Annotated in this window: 15 protein-coding genes; 14 read left to right on the top strand and 1 reads right to left on the bottom strand. The window is 39.3% G+C overall.

From position 1 onward, the window contains the following. The first annotated feature begins 11 nt into the window (after positions 1-11). Both recG and glmS read left to right on the top strand, forming a co-directional pair. Positions 12-2027 (top strand): ATP-dependent DNA helicase RecG, encoded by a 2016-nt coding sequence (gene recG / locus HMPREF1116_RS10515; RefSeq protein ID WP_001048720.1) that lies wholly within the window; start codon positions 12-14, stop codon positions 2025-2027. A gap of 738 nt (positions 2028-2765) precedes the next feature. Next, a complete protein-coding gene (glmS, locus tag HMPREF1116_RS10510) occupies positions 2766-4574 on the top strand; it encodes a glutamine--fructose-6-phosphate transaminase (isomerizing) (RefSeq protein ID WP_000334312.1) in 1809 nt (602 codons plus the stop codon). Positions 4575-5000: 426 nt separating this feature from the next. Here glmS and HMPREF1116_RS10505 read toward each other — a convergent pair whose 3' ends face one another. After that, entirely contained in the window at positions 5001-6485 is a 1485-nt protein-coding gene (locus HMPREF1116_RS10505; protein ID WP_000743605.1) for a DUF1846 domain-containing protein, read from the bottom strand. A 152-nt stretch (positions 6486-6637) separates the two neighbouring features. Here HMPREF1116_RS10505 and HMPREF1116_RS10500 point away from each other — a divergent pair, with 152 nt between their 5' ends. From HMPREF1116_RS10500 to wecB, 12 genes are all read left to right on the top strand, one after another. Then, positions 6638-8248, top strand: a complete 1611-nt coding sequence (locus tag HMPREF1116_RS10500) for a glycoside hydrolase family 13 protein (RefSeq protein ID WP_001156766.1) — start codon at positions 6638-6640, stop codon at positions 8246-8248. 168 nt (positions 8249-8416) lie between these two features. Further along, positions 8417-10384: a peptide ABC transporter substrate-binding protein gene (locus HMPREF1116_RS10495; protein ID WP_000837386.1), complete on the top strand. Its 1968-nt coding sequence runs from the start codon at positions 8417-8419 to the stop codon at positions 10382-10384. 158 nt (positions 10385-10542) lie between these two features. Continuing rightward, positions 10543-12501, top strand: coding sequence for a peptide ABC transporter substrate-binding protein (locus HMPREF1116_RS10490; protein ID WP_000768688.1), 1959 nt, complete (start codon positions 10543-10545; stop codon positions 12499-12501). Between the two features lie 306 nt (positions 12502-12807). Continuing rightward, a complete protein-coding gene (gene cpsA / locus HMPREF1116_RS10485) occupies positions 12808-14253 on the top strand; it encodes an LCP family glycopolymer transferase CpsA (RefSeq protein ID WP_025171307.1) in 1446 nt (481 codons plus the stop codon). A 1-nt stretch (position 14254) separates the two neighbouring features. Next, entirely contained in the window at positions 14255-14986 is a 732-nt protein-coding gene (gene cps4B, locus HMPREF1116_RS10480) for a capsular polysaccharide biosynthesis protein Cps4B (protein WP_000565321.1), read from the top strand. Positions 14987-14994: 8 nt separating this feature from the next. Then, on the top strand, positions 14995-15687 hold the full coding sequence (locus tag HMPREF1116_RS10475) for a capsular polysaccharide biosynthesis protein (protein ID WP_000662752.1): 693 nt from the start codon (positions 14995-14997) through the stop codon (positions 15685-15687). Positions 15688-15697: 10 nt separating this feature from the next. Further along, on the top strand, positions 15698-16381 hold the full coding sequence (locus HMPREF1116_RS10470) for a tyrosine-protein kinase (RefSeq protein WP_001086091.1): 684 nt from the start codon (positions 15698-15700) through the stop codon (positions 16379-16381). A 21-nt stretch (positions 16382-16402) separates the two neighbouring features. Continuing rightward, entirely contained in the window at positions 16403-17773 is a 1371-nt protein-coding gene (locus tag HMPREF1116_RS10465) for a sugar transferase (protein WP_000399058.1), read from the top strand. A 4-nt stretch (positions 17774-17777) separates the two neighbouring features. Then, positions 17778-18563: a LicD family protein gene (locus HMPREF1116_RS10460; protein ID WP_007555815.1), complete on the top strand. Its 786-nt coding sequence runs from the start codon at positions 17778-17780 to the stop codon at positions 18561-18563. A 19-nt stretch (positions 18564-18582) separates the two neighbouring features. Then, entirely contained in the window at positions 18583-19305 is a 723-nt protein-coding gene (locus tag HMPREF1116_RS10455) for a WecB/TagA/CpsF family glycosyltransferase (protein WP_000538981.1), read from the top strand. Next, positions 19280-20365 carry a glycosyltransferase family 4 protein gene (locus HMPREF1116_RS10450; RefSeq protein WP_000787303.1) on the top strand — a complete coding sequence of 362 codons (1086 nt, stop codon included), beginning with the start codon at positions 19280-19282 and terminating at the stop codon, positions 20363-20365. Before HMPREF1116_RS10455 ends, HMPREF1116_RS10450 begins: the two co-directional genes overlap by 26 nt. Continuing rightward, on the top strand, positions 20362-21450 hold the full coding sequence (gene wecB, locus HMPREF1116_RS10445; RefSeq protein ID WP_000757461.1) for a non-hydrolyzing UDP-N-acetylglucosamine 2-epimerase: 1089 nt from the start codon (positions 20362-20364) through the stop codon (positions 21448-21450). The genes HMPREF1116_RS10450 and wecB overlap by 4 nt, the downstream gene beginning before the upstream one ends. Positions 21451-21453 lie beyond the last annotated feature (3 nt).

Below are 21453 nucleotides of genomic sequence, written 5' to 3'. Positions count from 1 at the left end.
AGGAGAGTAGCATGAATTTACACCAACCCTTGCATGTCTTGCCTGGTGTGGGACCCAAATCAGCAGAAAAATATGCCAAAATAGGAATCGAAAATCTGCAAGACCTCTTGCTCTACTTTCCTTTCCGTTATGAAGATTTTAAGACCAAGCAGGTGCTAGAACTAGAGGATGGTGAAAAGGCTGTCCTATCTGGTCAGGTGGTAACGCCAGCTAGTGTTCAGTATTATGGATTTAAGCGCAATCGTCTTCGCTTTAGCCTTAAACAGGGAGAAGTTGTGTTTGCGGTCAATTTCTTTAACCAACCCTACCTGGCTGACAAGATTGAACTAGGAGCAACCTTGGCTGTCTTTGGAAAGTGGGATCGTGCTAAAGCTAGTCTCACAGGCATGAAGGTTTTAGCCCAAGTGGAGGATGATCTCCAACCTGTCTATCGTCTCGCACAAGGAGTTAGTCAAGCAGGACTTGTTAAGGTCATTAAAACTGCCTTTGACCAGGGTCTAGATCTCTTGATAGAGGAAAATATCCCTCAGTCCTTGCTCGATAAATACAAACTTATGTCTCGCTGTCAGGCTGTTCGTGCCATGCATTTTCCTAAGGATTTAGCAGAATACAAACAGGCCCTTCGTCGAATCAAGTTTGAGGAGCTCTTTTATTTCCAAATGCAATTACAGATCCTCAAGTCTGAAAATAAGATTCACGGAAGTGGATTGGTCCTGAATTGGTCCCAGGAAAAACTAACTGCCGTTAAAGAGAAATTGCCTTTTGCCTTAACCAAAGCCCAAGAAAAAAGCCTGCAAGAAATCCTGACAGATATGAAGTCGGACCAACACATGAATCGACTCTTACAAGGGGATGTTGGTAGTGGGAAGACAGTGGTTGCGGGTCTAGCGATGTACGCGGCTGTAACGGCTGGTTATCAGGCAGCTCTAATGGTTCCGACAGAGATCCTTGCAGAGCAACATTTTGAAAGTTTAGAGAGTCTCTTTCCAGATTTGAAACTAGCCCTCCTAACCGGTTCACTGAAAGCTGCAGAAAAACGCACGGTTTTGGAAACGATTGCTAAGGGCGAGATTGATGTGATCGTCGGTACCCATGCCCTTATACAGGATGGGGTGGAATACGCTCGACTTGGTTTGATTATCATCGATGAACAACACCGATTTGGTGTAGGACAAAGGCGTATTTTACGGGAAAAAGGAGAAAATCCAGATGTCCTTATGATGACGGCAACTCCGATTCCACGGACCTTAGCCATCACAGCTTTTGGAGATATGGATGTTTCCATTATTGACCAGATGCCAGCGGGACGAAAACCAATCGTAACACGCTGGATTAAGCATGAACAACTGCCCCAGGTCTTGACTTGGTTAGAGAGTGAGATTCAGAAAGGATCCCAAGCCTATGTCATTTCGCCCTTGATTGAAGAATCTGAAGCCCTGGATCTTAAAAATGCTATTGCTTTATCGGAAGAATTGACGGCTCATTTTGCAGAAAAAGCAAAAGTTGCTCTCTTACACGGTAAGATGAAGAGTGATGAAAAAGACCAGATTATGCAGGATTTTAAAGAGAGAAAAACAGATATTCTGGTTTCGACAACGGTTATCGAGGTTGGGGTCAATGTGCCAAATGCGACGGTTATGATTATCATGGATGCTGACCGATTCGGACTTAGTCAGCTTCATCAGCTCAGAGGTCGTGTCGGTCGTGGGGATAAGCAGTCCTATGCGGTACTTGTGGCCAATCCAAAAACTGACTCTGGAAAGGATCGCATGCGCATCATGACGGAAACGACTAATGGATTTGTCCTTGCAGAAGAAGATTTGAAAATGCGTGGCTCTGGTGAGATCTTTGGAACCAGACAGTCAGGTCTACCAGAGTTTCAAGTGGCTGATATTATCGAGGACTTCCCAATACTTGAGGAAGCACGTAAGGTAGCTGGTTATATCAGCTCCCTTCCTAACTGGCAGGAGGACCCAGAGTGGCATATGATTGCCCTAAGTCTAGAAAAGAAAGAACATTTAGATTAAGCTTTTTCTAAGAAAATCTTAAGTTTGCTTTTAGGGTTATTGCCTATACTAGAGTCATCAAAAAGAAACGAGGACTCTCACATGACAATTAAAGTAAATTACCAAAAAACGTTTCAACAGGAACAAACACCTTCTCCTAAATACTAAGTAAAAGAGCGGTAACGCTCTTTTTGTATGGGATTCTCAGGTAAGGGATTTAGAAAAGTGCTTATGTTCATTTGATTTACTGAATGTATAAACTTCAACATCACCTCAAACAACACCTTAGTCTTAACAGGCAATCTAAAAGCAGTGCTTTGAGAAACCTGTGACTAGCTTTCTAGTTTGCTCTTTCGTTTTCATTGAGTCACAAGTTACTTTTAGTTTTTTCTAAGGAAAATATAAGCTATGTTTTAGGAAGGGATTTTATACTGGATTCATCAAAAAGAAACGAGGACTCTCACATGACAATGACGATTAAAGTAAATTACCAAAAAACATTTCAAAAAGTAGTAGAAGCAGAAAAGCTTGCTACAAAATAGTAGTTATTAGGGGCAGTAGAGCCCTTTTTAAATACTTGCTTTAGGCGAAATATGATAGATTTTTAGCATGTGGAATCAGTAGAATTAGGCTATACCAATTTTTGTTCTTGACAAGTGAAAGAAACAAGTATATACTGTTTCTGCTGATTCTGCAAAGCGAGAATTAGACTATACCAATTTTAAGGGGAAAGCACAGCTAGCCTGTGTCGTATATACTATGTGTGGAATTGTTGGTGTTGTTGGAAACACAAATGCAACTGATATTTTGATTCAAGGGCTTGAAAAGCTCGAATACCGTGGTTATGATTCTGCGGGGATTTTTGTCCTAGGTGGTGCTGAAAGCCATTTAGTGAAGGCGGTTGGTCGTATCGCAGAATTATCTGCTAAAACTGCTGGTGTTGAGGGAACAACTGGTATCGGACATACTCGTTGGGCCACTCACGGGAAACCAACAGAAGATAATGCTCACCCACACCGCTCTGAGACAGGACGTTTTGTCTTGGTGCACAACGGGGTGATTGAAAACTACCTTGAAATCAAGGAAGAATACCTTGCAGGTCACCACTTCAAGGGACAAACGGATACTGAAATCGCTGTTCACTTGATTGGTAAATTTGCGGAAGAAGACGGGTTGTCAGTGCTTGAAGCCTTCAAAAAAGCTCTTCACATCATCCGCGGTTCATATGCCTTTGCCTTGATCGACTCTGAAAATCCAGATGTCATCTACGTGGCAAAGAACAAATCACCACTCTTGATTGGTCTTGGTGAAGGTTACAATATGGTCTGTTCAGACGCCATGGCTATGATTCGTGAGACCAATCAATACATGGAAATCCATGACCAAGAGTTGGTTATCGTAAAAGCTGATAGCGTTAAAGTTCAAGACTATGATGGTAACAGCCATGAGCGTGCTAGCTACACTGCGGAACTTGACTTGTCTGATATCGGTAAGGGAACTTATCCTTACTACATGCTCAAGGAAATTGATGAGCAGCCAACGGTGATGCGTAAGTTGATCCAAGCCTACACAGATGAGGCTGGTCAAGTTGTCGTAGATCCAGCTATCATCAAGGCTGTTCAAGACGCAGACCGCATCTATATCCTCGCAGCTGGAACATCTTACCACGCAGGATTTGCTTCTAAGAAGATGTTGGAAGAATTGACAGATACGCCAGTTGAACTTGGTATTTCCTCTGAGTGGGGATATGGTATGCCGCTTCTCAGCAAGAAACCACTCTTCATCTTTATCAGCCAATCTGGTGAAACAGCTGATAGCCGTCAAGTTTTGGTAAAGGCTAATGAAATGGGAATCCCAAGCTTGACAGTGACAAACGTGCCAGGTTCAACCCTTTCACGTGAAGCCAACCATACTATGTTGCTTCATGCAGGTCCTGAAATTGCCGTAGCGTCAACTAAGGCTTATACAGCCCAAATCGCAGCCCTTGCCTTCCTTGCAAAAGCTGTTGGTGAAGCAAATGGCAATGAAAAAGCCAAAGCCTTTGACTTGGTTCATGAATTGTCTATCGTGGCTCAATCTATCGAATCAACTCTTTCAGAGAAAGAAACAATCGACGCAAAAGTCCGTGATCTTCTTGAAACAACACGCAACGCCTTTTACATCGGACGTGGTCAAGACTACTACGTAGCCATGGAAGCTAGTCTCAAGCTCAAAGAGATTTCTTACATCCAATGTGAAGGTTTTGCGGCTGGAGAACTCAAGCACGGAACCATTGCATTGATTGAAGAAGGAACACCTGTTTTGGCTCTCTTGTCAGACCCAGTTCTTGCCAACCACACTCGCGGAAATATCCAAGAAGTGGCAGCACGTGGAGCTAAGGTTCTCACCATTGCAGAAGAAAATGTTGCCAAAGATACAGATGATATCGTTCTTACGACCGTACACCCTTACCTCTCACCAATCTCAATGGTCGTACCAACACAATTGGTCGCTTACTTTGCAACCCTACACCGTGGACTCGACGTGGACAAACCACGTAACCTTGCTAAGTCAGTAACGGTAGAATAAACCAAAAAATTAAATCATAAGCAAAAGTGAACTAGATAGTTTTCTGAAAAACAGAATGCTGTCTTGTTCGCTTTTTTGTATATTCAATGAAAATCAATGACCAAATTTGTTCTCTTATGTAGATGTCTCCAAGCATCGCTTTGAGGTTCTAGATAAGAGTGACGCAGTCAGTCTCGTTACACCGATTTGATATTGTAGAGAAAATGGGTCAACCTCAGCCAAGGTAGTTCAAGTCAAGATTGAAGAGGATGGATTCACTCCTTTTAAGGATTCATTAGAAATAAATCTAAAATTAAATGTTATCTCAGCTTCTATTAAAATGAGAATTATTTTTAAAAGATATGTTTGTGAAAGACTTGCAAGATATAAAAAACTCTTAGAGCTGGATGCTAAGGATCCAATTCTAAGAGGAGTGAGTGTCGTATTTTACTTGCGATACAAACGATCGTATTGATAGTAAGGATCAAAGGTTACGTTGATACCTAGTTTGCGAAGAACATTCTTGTCTTCATCCGTTAAGATAATCGTAGAGTGAGCTTCGCTTCCTTTGAGATTTCCGAGTTCTTTCATGGCATGATCTGCATCAGGATTCTGCATTGCTGTGATAGCAAGGGCGATGAGGATCTCGTTAGAATGAAGTCGAGGGTTACGGCTACCCAAGTGATTGATTTTCAAACCTTGAATTGGTTTCACCACTTCTGGTTCAATTAATTTTGTTTCAGCATCAATGTTAGCGGACATTTTGATAGCATTGATCAATGCAGCCGCTGTTGGACCAAAGAGTTCTGAGTTCTTACCAGTAACGATTTCACCAGAAGGTAATTCAAGTGCTAGAGCGGGTCCGCCTGTTTCTTCTGCTCTTTGTCGAGCAGCAACAGCAACCTTTCGGTCAGCTGGTGTGATACCGAGGTCATTCATGAGAAGCTCAATCTTCTTCACAGCAGTTTCTCCAACCTTCTCAGCTTTGAAGTCAAGAAATGTCTGGTAATAGCGACGGATAATTTCCTGTTTAGATGCTTCAATGGCGGCGTCGTTATCAGTGATTGCAAAACCAACCATATTGACACCCATGTCAGTTGGAGACGCATAAGGAGACTCACCGAGAATACGTTCCAGCATACGCTTAAGGACAGGGAAAATTTCAATATCGCGGTTGTAGTTGACTGTGGTTTCTCCATAAGTTTGGAGATGGAATGGGTCAATCATGTTGACATCATCTAGGTCTGCTGTGGCAGCTTCATAAGCCAAGTTGACAGGATGATGAAGTGGGAGATTCCAAACTGGGAAGGTTTCAAATTTGGCATAACCAGACTTGATACCATTGATTTGGTCGTGGTACATGTTAGACATACAAGTTGCCAACTTACCTGAACCAGGACCAGGAGCAGTCACGACAATCAAGTTACGGCTAGTTTTGATATAGTCGTTTTTCCCCATACCTTCAGGAGAGATGATGTGATCCATATCTGTCGGATACCCCTTGATAGGGTAGTGAAGATAAGAGTCGATTCCATTTTTCTCTAATTGATTACGGAAAGCATCTGCTGCCGGTTGGCCTGCATATTGAGTAATGACAACTGAACCAACAAAGATACCAAGTTCATTGAATTTATCGATCAAACGAAGCACTTCTTGGTCATAAGAAATGCCCAAGTCTCCACGAGCTTTTGAGTGCTCGATATTGCTAGCGTTAATAGCGATAACAACCTCAACTTGCTCCTTCAACTCTTGCAAGAGCTTGATTTTATTGTCAGGTTCATATCCAGGAAGGACACGAGCAGCGTGGAAATCTTCTAACATTTTGCCACCAAACTCCAAGTAGAGTTTGCCGTCAAATTGGTTGATGCGCTCCAAGATATGGTCGCGTTGTAGATTCAAATATTGTTCAGAACTAAAAGCTTGTTTTTTCATTTTTTTACCTCTGAGCTCTATTATATAAAAAAAATGGAAGATTAGAAACTAGAGAGTCGCAAAAGTGAGAAAAAAAGATAAGGCAAACGCTTGCATAATTTTGATAAAAGGTCTATGATGGAGTAAAGTCAATTTTAAATAGAGGTAAAAAGATGCAAGAAAAATGGTGGCACAATGCCGTTGTTTATCAGGTTTATCCAAAAAGTTTTAAGGATAGCAATGGAGATGGGATTGGTGATTTGCCTGGGATTACCAGTAAGCTAGACTATCTAGCTAAGTTAGGGATCACAGCGATCTGGCTTTCTCCAGTCTATGATAGCCCCATGGATGACAATGGTTATGACATTGCCAATTATCAAGACATCGCGGCTATCTTTGGAACCATGGAAGATATGGATGTGCTGATTGCTGAGGCTAAAAAACGAGATATCCGAATCATTATGGATTTGGTGGTCAATCATACATCAGATGAGCATGCTTGGTTTATTGAAGCTTGTGAAAATCCTGATAGTCCTGAGCGAGACTACTATATCTGGCGTGATGAACCTAACGAATTGGAGTCAATTTTCAGTGGATCTGCCTGGCAATACGATGAAAAGTCTGGTCAATACTACCTGCACTTTTTCAGCAAGAAGCAACCGGACCTCAACTGGGAAAATGAAGAACTTCGCCAAAAAATCTATGAGATGATGAATTTCTGGATTGATAAAGGGATTGGTGGATTCCGTATGGACGTCATTGACATGATTGGGAAGATTCCTGATCAGAAGATTGTCAACAATGGTCCTATGCTTCATCCCTACCTCAAGGAAATGAATCAAGCAACCTTTGGCGATAAAGAACTCTTGACAGTAGGGGAAACTTGGGGAGCAACACCAGAGATCGCTAAACTCTATTCAGATCCTAAAGGACAAGAACTGTCTATGGTCTTCCAGTTTGAACATATCTGTCTTCAGTATCAGGAAGGGAAACCTAAGTGGCAGTACCAAAAAGAGCTAAATGTTGGGAAGTTAAAAGAAATTTTCAACAAATGGCAGACAGAGTTGGGAGTTGAAGATGGCTGGAATTCCCTCTTCTGGAACAACCATGACCTCCCTCGTATTGTCTCTATCTGGGGAAATGACCAAGACTACCGTGAAAAATCTGCCAAAGCATATGCCATCTTGCTTCATCTCATGAGAGGGACGCCTTATATCTACCAAGGCGAAGAGATTGGAATGACCAATTTCCCGTTTGAAAGCTTGGAGCAAGTAGATGATATTGAATCCCTCAACTATGCGCGTGAAGCTCTTGAAAAAGGTGTTCCAATGGAAGCAATCATGGATAGCATTCGCGTGATTGGACGTGATAATGCTCGTACCCCAATGCAGTGGAATGGGACAAAAAATGCTGGTTTCTCAAATGGTCAACCTTGGCTTGCAGTCAATCCAAACTACGTAAAGATAAATGTAGAAGAAGCTTTAGCAAATCCAGATTCTATCTTCTATACTTATCAAAAATTAGTAAAACTTCGTAAGGAAAATAACTGGTTGGTTCGTGCTGACTTTGAACTTCTTGATACGGCTGAAAAAGTCTTTGCTTATATCCGTAAAGATGGAGACCGTCGTTTCCTAGTTGTGGCCAATTTGTCCAACCAGCAGCAAGAGTTTGCAGTAGAAGGGTCAGTTAAGTCTATATTGATTGAAAATACCTCAGTACAAGATGTTTTAGAGAAACAAAACTTGGCTCCATGGGATGCCTTCTGTGTCGAATTAGCTGATTAAAACCAGAAACTCAAGTGTCTAAGATGCTTGAGTTTTTTTCTAAAATAAGTGTAAAAACTTCTTTAATAAATATTAGTTTGAATTTTCTAAAAAATACCCTTAAAACCCTTGCTTTTATATAAAAATAGGGTATAATGGTGAAAAATAGTATTTTAAAGGAGAATACCGATGAAATCGAAAAAGTGGCTCGCAGTAGCAGGGATAACGATGAGCGCAGCTCTTCTTTTGGCGGCTTGTGGCAAGACTGAGAAAAAAGCAGATGCTCCAACAACATTTTCGTATGTTTATGCTATTGATCCAACAACATTGGACTATAGCGTTACTAGTAAAAGTTCAACATCAGATGTCATCGCCAACTTGGTCGACGGACTCTTGGAAAATGACAAATATGGAAACTTGATTCCATCGCTTGCTGAAGACTGGTCTGTTTCACAGGACGGTTTGACCTACACCTACAAGCTACGTAAAGGTGTCAAATGGTATACTTCAGAAGGAGAAGAGTATGCTGAAGTCAAGGCCCAAGACTTTGTGACAGGTTTGAAGCATGCTGCAGATGGCAAATCAGATGGCCTAACTCTTATCCAAGATTCTATCAAAGGTTTGGCAGAGTATGTTAGCGGTGAAACAAATGACTTCTCAACAGTCGGTGTCAAAGCAGTTGACGATTATACAGTCGAGTATACCTTAAACAAACCAGAAAGCTTCTGGAATTCTAAGGTGACAACAGCGACTATGCTCCCTGTTAATGAAGAATTCTTAAATTCTCAAGGGAAAGATTACGGTGCGGCAGCGCCTTCAGGTATTCTCTACAATGGTCCATATATTTTGAAGAACTTCACTTCAAAATCAGTGATCGAGTACGAAAAGAACCCAAATTATTGGGACAAAGACAATGTTAAAATTGACCACGTCAAGCTTACCTTCTACGATGGTTCTGACCAAGAATCATTGATTCGTAGTTTCTCATCAGGAGCCTACACAACAGCTCGCCTCTTCCCAACTAGTTCAAGTTTTGACTCAACTAAGAAAGAATACGGCGATAAGATTGTTTATAGTCCTCAAGAAGCGACAAGCTATTACTTTACTTTCAACGTAAATCGTCAGTCTTACAATAAAACAGCTAAGACAGATGATGCCCAAAAAACTTCAACAAAAGAAGCACTTCTCAATAAAAACTTCCGTCAAGCTATCAACTTCGCTCTAGACCGTCATGCCTACTCTGCACAGATGAATGGCGAAGAAGGTGCAGACAAGATTATCCGTACCAGCCTTGTGCCTTATGACTATGTTCAAGTTGGTGAAAAGACCTTCGGTGAATTGGCTCAAGAACAATTGGTAACATACGGAGACCAGTGGAAGGATGTAGCTTTGACAGATGGTAAAGATACCCTTTACAATCCGACAAAAGCAAAAGCTGCTTTTGAAAAAGCAAAATCAGAATTGCAAGCTAAAGGTGTAACCTTCCCAATCCATTTGGATATTCCAGTTGAGCAGACTGATGTCATTGCTGTACAGCAAACCAACTCTCTCAAACAGTCTGTCGAAGCAGCACTTGGAAGTGAAAATGTTGTTATCGATGTACTTCAAATGACTGACAATGAGAAAATGAGCATTACATCTCAAGCCAAAGTTCCTTCTCAAAAAGACTATGACTTGAACGGAACTGGTTGGGGGCCAGACTATCAAGACCCAGCAACCTACCTTAATATCTTAGATGCTAAGAAGGGTTCTGCTCTTAAACACTTGGGTATCACAAAAGGTAAAGATCCAGAAGTCATGGCTCAAGTTGGACTTGATGAGTACAAGAAACTCTTGGATGATGCAGCATCAGAAACAAGCGATCTTAACAAACGCTATGAAAAATATGCCAAAGCACAAGCTTGGGTTTCAGATAGCTCACTTCTTATCCCTGTAGCTTCTTCAGGTGGTTCTCCGACAGTTAGCCGTACAGTGCCATTCACAAAAGCTTACTCTCAAGTTGGTATCAAGGGAGATCCATTTGTATTTAAAGGTTTAGAATTGCAAAACGATATTGTAACAGCTAAAGAATACGAAGAAGCTCTCAAGAAATGGCAAAAAGAGAAAATTGAAACAAATGCCAAATACCAAAAAGAACTAGCAAATCACGTTAAATAGTCTTTTGTAATGAATAAAGAAATCCTGTTTTGAAGCGGGATTTCTTTATTTTTTGATTTTCAATGAGAGGTCAAATCAGTATATAACTTTACTTTTTGGACAAAATTTGTTAAAATATAACCATGTTACAAAACCTAACATATAAGGAGAAATAAAACATGAAACTTAAAAAACGTTTGATTGGAGCGGGGTTGACACTTGCTGCTGCGGTCTTATTGACGGCATGTGGTAAGTCAGCATCAGATGCTAAAACCTACTCGTCTACCTTTGGTGCAGACCCAACAACCTTCAACTACCTTTTGGACTACTCTGGTGATAACGCTGCTGTTGTAACCAACTTGGTAGATGGTTTGCTTGAAAATGATAACTATGGAAACCTCATTCCTGCCCTTGCAGAAGATTGGAGTGTTTCTAAGGATGGTTTAACTTATACCTACAAACTTCGTCAGGATGCCAAGTGGTTTACAGCTGACGGTGAAGAATACGCTCCCCTTAAAGCACAAGACTTTGTAACTGGTATCAAGTACGCTGCTGATAATAAGGGTCAAGCCCTAGACTTGATTCAGAACTCTATCAAGGGCTTGGATGATTATGTGACAGGTGCAAATACTGACTTCTCAAATGTTGGGGTCAAAGCCTTGGATGACTATACTGTCCAATATACCTTGACACGACCAGAGCCATTCTGGAACTCTAAGACAACTAACAGTATCTTGTTTCCTGTTAATGAAGAATTCTTGGCTTCTAAAGGAAAAGAATTTGGAGAATTAAAACCAGATGGTATTCTTTATAGCGGTCCTTATTTGTTAAAAGAATTTACATCAAAATCATCACTTGAGTACAAGAAGAATCCTCATTACTACGATCAAGATAAAGTAACGATTGAAAGAGTTAAATTAGCTTATGTTGATGGTTCTGACCAAGATATGACAATCCGTAATTTCGAAAGCGGAGCCTACTCGTCTGCTGGTGTCTACCCGAATAGCTCAAACTTCGCTAAGACAAAGGAAAAATACAAGGACAATATCGTTTATAGCTTGCAAGATGCAACATCTTGGTACTATAATTTTAACGTTAACCGCCAAGCATACAATCATACAGCTAAGACTAGCGATGATCAAAAACAAGCAACTCAAGCTGCGATTTTAAATAAAAACTTCCGTCAAGCCATCAACTTTGCAATTGATCGTACAGCATACTCAGCTCAGTCTAATGGAGAAGAAGCTGCTAAAAATACTCTTCGTAACACACTTGTGCCACCGACTTTTGTACAAGTTGGAGACAAGACCTTTGGTGAGACGGTTTCATCTAAGTTAGTAAACTACGGTACCCAGTGGTCAAATATGAATCTTGAAGATGCTCAAGATGGATACTTCAACAAAGAAAAAGCACAAGCTCAATTTGCTGAGGCTAAGAAAGAGTTAGAAGCTCAAGGTGTGAGCTTCCCAATTCATTTGGACTTGCCTGTAGACCAAGTTAACAAAACCTTGCTTCCAAAGATTAATTCGCTTAAACAATCTGTCGAATCAACTCTTGGGGCAGAAAATGTAGTGATTGATGTAGTTCAAATTTCAACAGAAGACTATGCCAATGCGACATTCCAAGCACCAACTACAGCTGATCATGACTATGATTTGAACTTGGATGGTTGGTCTGCGGACTACCAAGATCCATCAACTTATCTCAATCCTTTCAACGCTGAGGATGGATTCTATCTCAAGATTTTAGGGCTTGATCCAAGCAAGGATGCTGATAAGATTACAAGTATTGGATTGGACCAATATACTAAAAAATTGAAAGCGGCTGATGCAGAAAATACAGATGTAGCTAAACGCTATGAAAACTATGCAGACGCACAAGCCTGGTTGATTGATAGTTCGCTATTGCTTCCTGTAAATTCAAACGGTGGTGGGGCTTCAGTGACACGTGTTACACCATTTACACGAGCTTACTCACTTGTCGGAATCAAAGGTACTGGAAGTAACTACAAGTACATGAGACTGCAAACAGAGGTAGTAACAACTGCTCAATTTGACGAAGCGAAAGCTAAATGGGAACAAGAACGTAAAAATTCTGTCGAAAAGAGTCAAAAAGACTTTGAAAGTCACGTGAAATAAGTATAAAGAGTGGTAGTAGAACAGAAATCGGTAAACCCAAACTTCATCTCATAGTTTAAAAGATGAACAAAAAATCATCTGCTGTCGTGATAAAGTTTCATGATCAATAAACATAAAGGTCGGGATTTTTATCTCTGCCTTTTTAACTGAGAAATCTCTTTTAAGTAAAGTTTTAGCTGTTTTATCATTGAAATTTACTATTCATGTTTTTAAGGTGAATAAAAACGGTTACTTAATATGTCTTAATGGTATCCAGTACTACTTTATGATATAATAAAAATAAAAAATACTTTGTAGAGGTGTAAGTTGAGTAGACATTCAAAAGAAAGAAAAACGAGCAAGATTCAACAAAGCATCAATATTATTTTGTTGTTTGTGTATACCGTGCTTGCTTGTTTTTTGCTGTTTTTAATATTCAGATATCATATTTTAGCAATTAGTTATGCCAATATTCTTATAGCAATCGTGATGATCTTGCTTGCGCTAATAGCTTTATTTTTGATTCTAAAGAGAAAAGCTAAGATTTTCACCATGATTTTACTCTTGGTGTCGGTATTTGTCAGTTCCATTTCTTTGATTGGAGTTCATCAATTTATCAGCCTAGCAAATCAACTCAATGCGACATCTAACTATTCTAGTTACTCTATCAGTGTTGCAGTTTTGGCGGATAGCGAGATTGGAAATGTCTCGGAATTATCCAGTGTGACGGCTCCGACCAAAACAGATGCAGAAAATATTAAAAAACTGCTCGATGATATTAAGACAAGTCAGAGTAAAGACTTAACGGTTGAAGAGAGTGCTTCCTATCTTGCGGCTTATAAGAGTTTGCTGGCTGGAGAGGCCAAGGCAATCGTTTTGAACAGTGTCTTTGAAAATCTGATCGAGCAAGAGTACCCAGACCATGCCAAAAAGATCAAGAAGATTTATACCAAAGAACTAACCAAGACTGTTGAGGCACCTAAGGTTTCTCAAAACAAGGCTTTTAATATCTATATTAGTGGGATTGATACATACGGACCGATTAGCTCCGTTTCTCGTTCGGATGTCAATATCATCATGACGGTTAATCAAGAAACCAAGAAAATTCTTCTGACAACAACGCCTCGTGATGCTTATGTGCCTATAGCTGATGGCGGTAATAACCAAAATGATAAATTGACCCATGCAGGTATTTACGGCGTGGATGCTTCCATTCATACATTAGAAAATCTCTATGGAATTGATTTGAATTACTATGCACGACTCAACTTCACTTCCTTCTTGAAATTGATTGATCTCTTAGGTGGTGTCGATGTTTATAATGATCAAGACTTCACATCACTTCATGGGAACTATCACTTCCCTGTTGGGAATGTGCACCTAAACTCTGAGCAGGCTCTAGGATTTGTCCGTGAACGTTACTCCTTAACCAATGGTGATGGTGATCGTGGACGTAATCAACAAAAAGTCATTGCTGCCATTATTCAAAAACTAACTTCAGCAGAAGCCTTGAAGAACTTTGATGGTATTATGCAAAGTCTGCAAGATTCTGTACAAACAAATATGCCTCCTGAAACCATGGTTAGCTTAGTAAATGCCCAACTAGCAAGTGGAGGGAAATATACTGTCATCACTCGAGATCTAAAGGGAACTGGTCGTATGGATCTTCCTTCCTATGCCATGCCTGACAGTAGCCTTTATATGCTAGAGGTGGATCCAAATAGCTTAGAGACACTCAAAACAGAAATCAAAGATATCATGGAAGGAAAATAAGATGATTGATATCCATTCACACATAGTTTTTGATGTAGACGATGGCCCAAAGAATAAGGCAGAGAGTATAGCGCTTCTGAAGGAAGCCTATGCCCAAGGAGTCCGTACCATCGTTTCGACCTCCCATCGTCGGAAGGGGATGTTTGAAACACCAGAGGAGGACATTGCAAGAAATTTTAAAGTTGTCAAGGAGTTGGCTAAAGAGATTGCTCTCGACTTAACCATCTTGTATGGAGCAGAAATCTATTACAGCAGTGATGCTTTAAACAAATTAGAGAACCAACAGATTCCACAACTAAATGGCACTCGCTATGCCTTGATAGAATTCAGCATGAATACCCCTTATCGTGAAATCCATAGCGCATTGACCAATATTTTGATGTTGGGAATAACCCCTGTTATTGCCCATATAGAACGTTATGATGCTTTGGAAAATAATGAAAAAAGGGTGCATGACCTCATCAACATGGGATGTTATACACAGGTCAACAGTTCGAGTATCCTCAAACCAAAATTGTTTGGTGATACTTATAAATTTATGAAAAAGCGTGCTCGCTATTTCTTAGAGAGGGACTTGGTCCATATAGTTGCTAGTGATATGCATAATCTAGATGGTCGTCCACCTTATATGCGAGAGGCTTATGAGATAGTGAGCAAAAAATATGGCCAAGATAAGGCTAGGGAACTCTTTGTGGAAAATCCTGAAAAAGTCATTAAAGATCAAATAATCTAGGAGTTAAAATGAAAGAACAAGAAACTATTGAAATCAACGTTATTCAGTTGTTAAAGGCGCTATGGGCAAAGAAGGTACTAATTCTCCTTGTAGCTATCGTAGCAGGAGCTGTTTCCTTTGCATATAGTAGTTTTGTAGTCAAACCTGAGTATAGAAGTACAACGCGAATCTATGTGGTAAACCGAAACCAAAGTGATAAACCAGGATTGACAAACCAGGATCTACAAGCAGGAACATACTTGGTTAAGGACTACCGTGAGATCATTCTTTCTCAAGATGTTCTTGAAAAGGTGGTTTCTGATCTTGGCTTGACTATCAATGCAAAAACATTAGCGAAAAAGGTTCAGGTAACAGTTCCTGCAGATACACGTATCGTATCTATTTCGGTTAGCGACCATAGACCAGATGAAGCAAGTCGTATTGCAAATGCACTGCGAGAAGTTGCAGCACAGAAAATCATCGCAGTTACTCGAGTTTCGGATGTAACGACTCTTGAAGAAGCCCGTCCAGCTACTGGACCATCATCACCAAATATCCGACGCAATACCTTAATGGGAATCGGTGCTGGTGCAGGTCTGGTGATTGTCGCGGTTCTATTAGTTGAACTATTAGATGATCGTGTGAAACGTCCAGAAGATATCGAAGATGTTATGAAAATTTCACTCCTTGGAGTCATTCCAGATATGGATAAATTAAAGTAAGGGAGAACTTATGGCAAAGTTAGAATTATCACAACAAAAACTGAACTCTGTAAAAAAAGCAGAAGAGTACTACAATGCTTTACGTACAAATATACAACTGAGTGGTAATAACTTAAAGGTTATTGCAGTCACATCAGTTGATCCTAGTGAAGGAAAGTCTACAACAGCTACTAATGTTGCTTGGGCTTTTGCGCGTGCAGGCTACAAGACGCTTTTGATCGACGCTGATATCCGAAATTCAGTCATGTCTGGAGTATTCAAGTCAAGAGAAAAAATTACTGGTTTGACAGATTATCTGGCTGGCACTCAGGACTTGTCGAACGGCCTTTGTGAGACAAATGTTGAGAATTTATTTATGATCCAATCAGGAGCAATTTCTCCAAATCCAACAGCTCTTCTTCAGAGTGATAAGTTTGGAAGTATGATTGAAACCTTGCACAAGTATTTTGACTATATTATCGTCGATACGGCACCGATTGGAGTTGTAATCGATGCAGCCATTATCGTCCAAAAATGTGATGCATCCATTTTAGTTACTGAAGCTGGTGTTGCAAAACGAAGAGAAGTGCAAAAAGCTAAAAGTCAGTTAGAACACACAGGGAAACCATTTTTAGGAGTCGTTTTGAATAAATTTGACATTCAACGTGAAAGATATGGTTCTTATGGGTCTTACGGATCCTATGGAAAAAAATAAAATGAAGTTAGGGAGACCAGTATGGAAGGAAGGGGTTTCTACAATGTAACTCTGGCGTTCTTACAGAGTATACTTGTTAGTTTATTAGCTTATATACTGATTGCAATTTCAGAAACTGATATTGTTTTAGATACAGTATTTGTCCTTTTTTTCCTTCACTTTGCAGCCTTCTATATCAGTGGCTACGGTAAGGATTTTTTCAAACGAGGTCAGTATATTGAACTAGTTGAAACGGTCAAATACATCCTCTTTTATGCCTTGTTGATAAGTTTTTCAAGTTTCTTTCTAAAAGAAAAATTTGTAATTTCTAGACGAGGAATGCTCTATCTGCTTTCCTTGTATGGTGTTTTGAATTATCTACTCAGTTTCTTTGTGAAGCGTTATTGGAAACCCTTTAGCCACAATTTGAAGGGTAGCCGCAAGATTTTGTTGATCACAGCAACATCACGTACTGAAAAGGTATTGGATAGATTGTTAACTGCTAACGATGTTCAAGGGGAACTAGTTGCTGTATGTGTCTTAGATAAGCCAGAATTTACTCATGACAAGGTACTTGTTGTACCAAGAGAGCAACTACTCACCTATACGACGCATGAAGTAGTGGATGAAGTTTTTGTCAATCTTCCAAGTGAGGACTATGACATCGGAGCTCTTATTTCTCAGTTTGAAACGATGGGAATCGCTGTAACAGTCAATCTCAATGCTTTTGATAAAAACTTAGGTCGTGATAAACAAATTCATGAGATGGCGGGTTTGAATGTAGTAACATTTTCTACAAATTTTTACAAGCAGAGTCATGTCATTGCCAAACGTATCCTCGACATTTGTGGTGCTATTGTTGGACTGATTCTTTGTGGAATTGCGAGTCTATTTCTAGTTCCCATGATTCGGAAAGATGGTGGGCCTGCAATCTTTTCACAAACTCGTGTCGGAAAAAATGGCCGTTACTTTACCTTTTATAAATTCCGTTCGATGAGAATCGATGCTGAAGCGATCAAGGAACAGTTGATGGATCAAAATACGATGCAAGGTGGTATGTTTAAGATCGATAACGATCCTCGAGTGACTAAGATTGGACAGTTTATCCGAAAAACTAGTTTAGATGAATTGCCACAATTTTGGAATGTTTTAATTGGAGACATGAGTCTAGTAGGTACGCGCCCACCAACTGTAGATGAGTACGAAAAATACACACCTGAACAAAAACGTCGTCTAAGTTTTAAACCTGGTATTACAGGTTTGTGGCAAATTAGTGGTCGAAGTGAAATTACAAACTTCGATGAAGTCGTTAAATTGGATGTGGCTTATATCGACGATTGGACCATTTGGAAAGATTTTGAAATATTGTTAAAAACTGTAAAAGTTGTGTTGATGAGAGATGGAGCGAAATGATTCTATGAATAAAGTGAGAGAAATTCAATTAGGAGAGTTAACTCTTTTAGAAAGTTATATTGATCTTTGTAAAAGACATAATTTACGTTATTACGCTTTGGGCGGGACATTACTCGGTGCCATTCGTCATAAAGGATTTATCCCATGGGATGATGATATGGATTTAGGAATGCCTAGAAAAGATTACGAAAAATTCTTGTCAATCTGTGAGCAGGATCTTCCTGAAAGTGTTATTTTAAGACTTCACGATGATAATCTAGGTAATACTTCGATTATGGATACTTCAATTCAAATTCAATTTGGCAATGAATGGTGTAGTCCTTTTATTGATATCTTTCCCTTAGATGGTTACCCAGAAGACGGAATCCATTACTGGTTGCATACGAATAAAATAAAGTTCTATCGTGCCTTGTCTAAAATTTCTGTTATCGATCGTTTGCACGAGAGAGATAGAGGTTCGTTTGAAAATGCGATTGTGAAAGTTTCAAGAGCCTTAAAATTAAATAAACTCTTAAACACTTCAAAAATTAACAAAAAATTACAAAGTATCATTAAACAATATGATTACGAGACTAGTAGCCTTGTCGGAAATGTCTTGGGTTCCTACCGCGAACGAGAACTCGCAAGAAAAGAAGTGTTTGGGGAACCGCAATTACTAGAGTTTGAAAACTTACAAATTAGTTGTCATGAGAATCCTGATGAATATTTGACAAAGATATATGGTGATTACATGCAACTTCCAAAAGAAGCTGAGCGTAAAGGTCATTTTGAGTCTACGTGGGGAGATTAAATTGAATAGTTTTGAATTAATGGGGGTCAGAGTTGACCCCTTAACAATGGACGAAACTGTCCAAACCGTTGAAAAATTTGTTATTGAACAACGTCCACTCCACTTAATGGGAGTGAATGCAGACAAAATAAATCAATGTCAAACAGATGAATCAATTAAAAAGATAGTTAATGATTCTGAAATCATTAACGCAGATGGAGCCTCGGTTGTTCTTGCTTCTCGTTTCTTGGGTTATCAAGTTCCAGAACGAGTCGCTGGGATTGATTTGATGCAAAGATTGCTCCAACTAGCTAATGAAAAATCTTATTCGGTTTACTTTTTTGGTGCCAAGGAAGACGTTTTAATAGATATGCTAGAAATCTTTAAGAAGGATTACCCGAATTTACGAGTTGTCGGACATCGAAACGGTTATTTTTCTGAGCAAGATGAGTACAGTATTCAAGAAGACATTCGTGAGAAAAATCCTGATTTTGTTTTTGTTGGGATCACCTCTCCTAAGAAAGAATACATCATTCAAAAATTTATGGATCAAGGTGTTAATTCTGTCTTTATGGGAGTTGGAGGTAGTTTTGACGTTTTATCTGGCCATATTAAACGAGCTCCTCTATGGATGCAAAATGCACATCTTGAGTGGCTGTTCCGAGTGGCAAATGAACCTAAACGTCTCTTTAAACGTTATTTCGTAGGAAATGTCACGTTTATTAAGCGAGTATTAGATGAAAAACGAAAATCAAAAAAATAATATTTTACATATTTCACGTACCATGGATATTGGTGGTGCAGAGAGAATTGTCTACCAATTGAGCTCAGATTTGAAAGATGAGTTTGATAGTGTCCATGTGGTATCTACTGGTGGACTTTGGGAGAGCGAACTGGCTGCTCAAGGGATTCAACATCATAAAATTTTAGATATTGATAGTAAAAATCCACTGACAGTATTAAAGCTTCTATATTCTATTCGCCTGATTATCAAAAACAATGAGATTACTATAGTTCATACTCATCATCGAATGGCTGCTTTTTATATTCGATTATTAAAATTTGTTTGTCCAAAATTGACACATGTTTATACAGCTCACAATGTCTTTAAAGATAAATTGCCCTTATATAGATTTGCCTTAAAGAACGCCAAAAGTGTTGCTGTAGGAGAAGCTGTGAATACTAATCTGAAAGAAGACGTAGGAATTACTGATAGTAAGGTTATCTACAATGGAGTTATCTTAAAGGAAACAGATAATCAAGTCGATGATATTGTCGGTTATGATGGGACTAAGCTTGGCTGTATAGCTAGATTATCTGAACAAAAAGGTTTGACTTATCTTATTGAAGCTATGTCTTTACTTACAACGAAGGATATTCGGTTGTTTATCGTTGGTGATGGTGAGCTTAGAAATGAACTTGAGAATAAGGTTGAAGAGCTACATCTTCAAGATTCGGTAACATTTTTAGGTTATCGGAAGGATATTGTTGAATGTATCAATAGTTTTGATTTTTGTATCTTACCTTCAGTATTTGAAGGATTTGGCTTAGTTGCTATTGAGGCATTTATGAATAGCAAAACCTTAGTTGCGACGGATATACCGGGATTAAACGAAGTTGTTACAAATGAAAATGGTATTCTAGTTCCAGCAAAAGACCCTGTTGCCCTATCAGTTGCTATTGATAAATTAGCTACAGATGCAACATTAAGACAGGAACTTGCTAGTCAAGCTAAGAAAGACTATGAAAACAAATTTAGTTACCCTATGTTTTTGAAGAACTATAGGGAATTGTATAGAGAACTAAAGGGAGAGCAAAAATGAAAAAAGTGATGTTAGTTTTTGGGACGCGTCCAGAAGCAATTAAAATGTGTCCTCTAGTAAATGAGTTGAAGAATAATGACTCCATCAAGACTGTTGTCTGTGTGACAGGTCAACATAAGGAAATGCTAGAGCAGGTTTTAGATGTCTTTAAGGTCGTTCCTGATTATGATTTGGGAATTATGAAGGCAAATCAAACCCTATTTTCAATTACGACCAGTATTTTAGACAAAATTCAAGCGGTGTTTGAACAAGAAAAACCAGATATTGTGCTTGTTCACGGAGACACGACGACAACTTTCGCAACGGCTTTGGCAGCGTTTTACATGGGAATAAAAGTTGGGCACGTGGAAGCAGGTTTAAGAACCTACAACCTTCAAAGTCCTTATCCCGAGGAGTTTAACCGTCAGACTACTTCTATTATTGCAGATTATAATTTTGCTCCGACAGAAGTTGCAAAAGAAAATCTTCTAAAAGAGGGAAGAAAAAATATTTTTGTAACGGGTAATACGGTAATTGACGCATTGAAGACAACTGTTCAGGATAATTACGACCACCCGATTTTAGAGTGGGCTGAGGGCAGTAAGTTGATCATGTTGACAGCTCATAGACGTGAAAACCTTGGGCAACCAATGGAAAATATGTTTAATGCTGTTAGTCGCATTTTAAATGAATTTGAGGATGTTAAGGTTGTTTACCCAATTCATAAAAACCCTAAGGTTCGTGAGTTGGCCAGTAAAGTATTTGGTGATAATGAACGCATGAAAATTATTGAACCTTTAGAGGTCATTGATTTCCATAATTTTATGAATCAAAGCTACATGATTTTAACAGATTCTGGTGGAGTTCAAGAAGAAGCTCCATCGTTAGGGAAGCCTGTTTTAGTCATGCGTGATACAACAGAGCGTCCAGAGGGGATTGTGGCTGGAACATTAAAATTAGTGGGTACGGAAGAAGAAAATATTTACTCTAATTTTAAGCTTCTTTTAGAAAACCAAATAGAATATAACAAGATGAGTAAGGCTAGCAACCCTTATGGAGATGGAAAAGCTTGTGCAAGAATCGTCGATATCATTTTGGAAGGATAGGCA

This window comes from Streptococcus sp. SK140 (assembly GCF_000259525.1).
Classification (GTDB): Bacteria; Bacillota; Bacilli; order Lactobacillales; family Streptococcaceae; genus Streptococcus.
The sequence above is the reverse complement of the archived record's forward strand: the minus strand, read 5'-3'. Positions and strand labels throughout refer to the sequence as shown.

Coding starts and splice junctions, on each gene's coding strand:
- recG (WP_001048720.1), top strand. CDS start 12: ATGAATTTACACCAACCCTTGCATGTCTTGCCTGGTGTGGGACCCAAA.
- HMPREF1116_RS10465 (WP_000399058.1), top strand. CDS start 16,403: ATGGAAGGAAGGGGTTTCTACAATGTAACTCTGGCGTTCTTACAGAGT.
- wecB (WP_000757461.1), top strand. CDS start 20,362: ATGAAAAAAGTGATGTTAGTTTTTGGGACGCGTCCAGAAGCAATTAAA.
- HMPREF1116_RS10505 (WP_000743605.1), bottom strand. CDS start 6,485: ATGAAAAAACAAGCTTTTAGTTCTGAACAATATTTGAATCTACAACGC.
- HMPREF1116_RS10470 (WP_001086091.1), top strand. CDS start 15,698: ATGGCAAAGTTAGAATTATCACAACAAAAACTGAACTCTGTAAAAAAA.
- glmS (WP_000334312.1), top strand. CDS start 2,766: ATGTGTGGAATTGTTGGTGTTGTTGGAAACACAAATGCAACTGATATT.
- HMPREF1116_RS10500 (WP_001156766.1), top strand. CDS start 6,638: ATGCAAGAAAAATGGTGGCACAATGCCGTTGTTTATCAGGTTTATCCA.
- HMPREF1116_RS10460 (WP_007555815.1), top strand. CDS start 17,778: ATGAATAAAGTGAGAGAAATTCAATTAGGAGAGTTAACTCTTTTAGAA.
- HMPREF1116_RS10475 (WP_000662752.1), top strand. CDS start 14,995: ATGAAAGAACAAGAAACTATTGAAATCAACGTTATTCAGTTGTTAAAG.
- HMPREF1116_RS10455 (WP_000538981.1), top strand. CDS start 18,583: ATGGGGGTCAGAGTTGACCCCTTAACAATGGACGAAACTGTCCAAACC.
- HMPREF1116_RS10450 (WP_000787303.1), top strand. CDS start 19,280: ATGAAAAACGAAAATCAAAAAAATAATATTTTACATATTTCACGTACC.
- HMPREF1116_RS10490 (WP_000768688.1), top strand. CDS start 10,543: ATGAAACTTAAAAAACGTTTGATTGGAGCGGGGTTGACACTTGCTGCT.
- HMPREF1116_RS10495 (WP_000837386.1), top strand. CDS start 8,417: ATGAAATCGAAAAAGTGGCTCGCAGTAGCAGGGATAACGATGAGCGCA.
- cps4B (WP_000565321.1), top strand. CDS start 14,255: ATGATTGATATCCATTCACACATAGTTTTTGATGTAGACGATGGCCCA.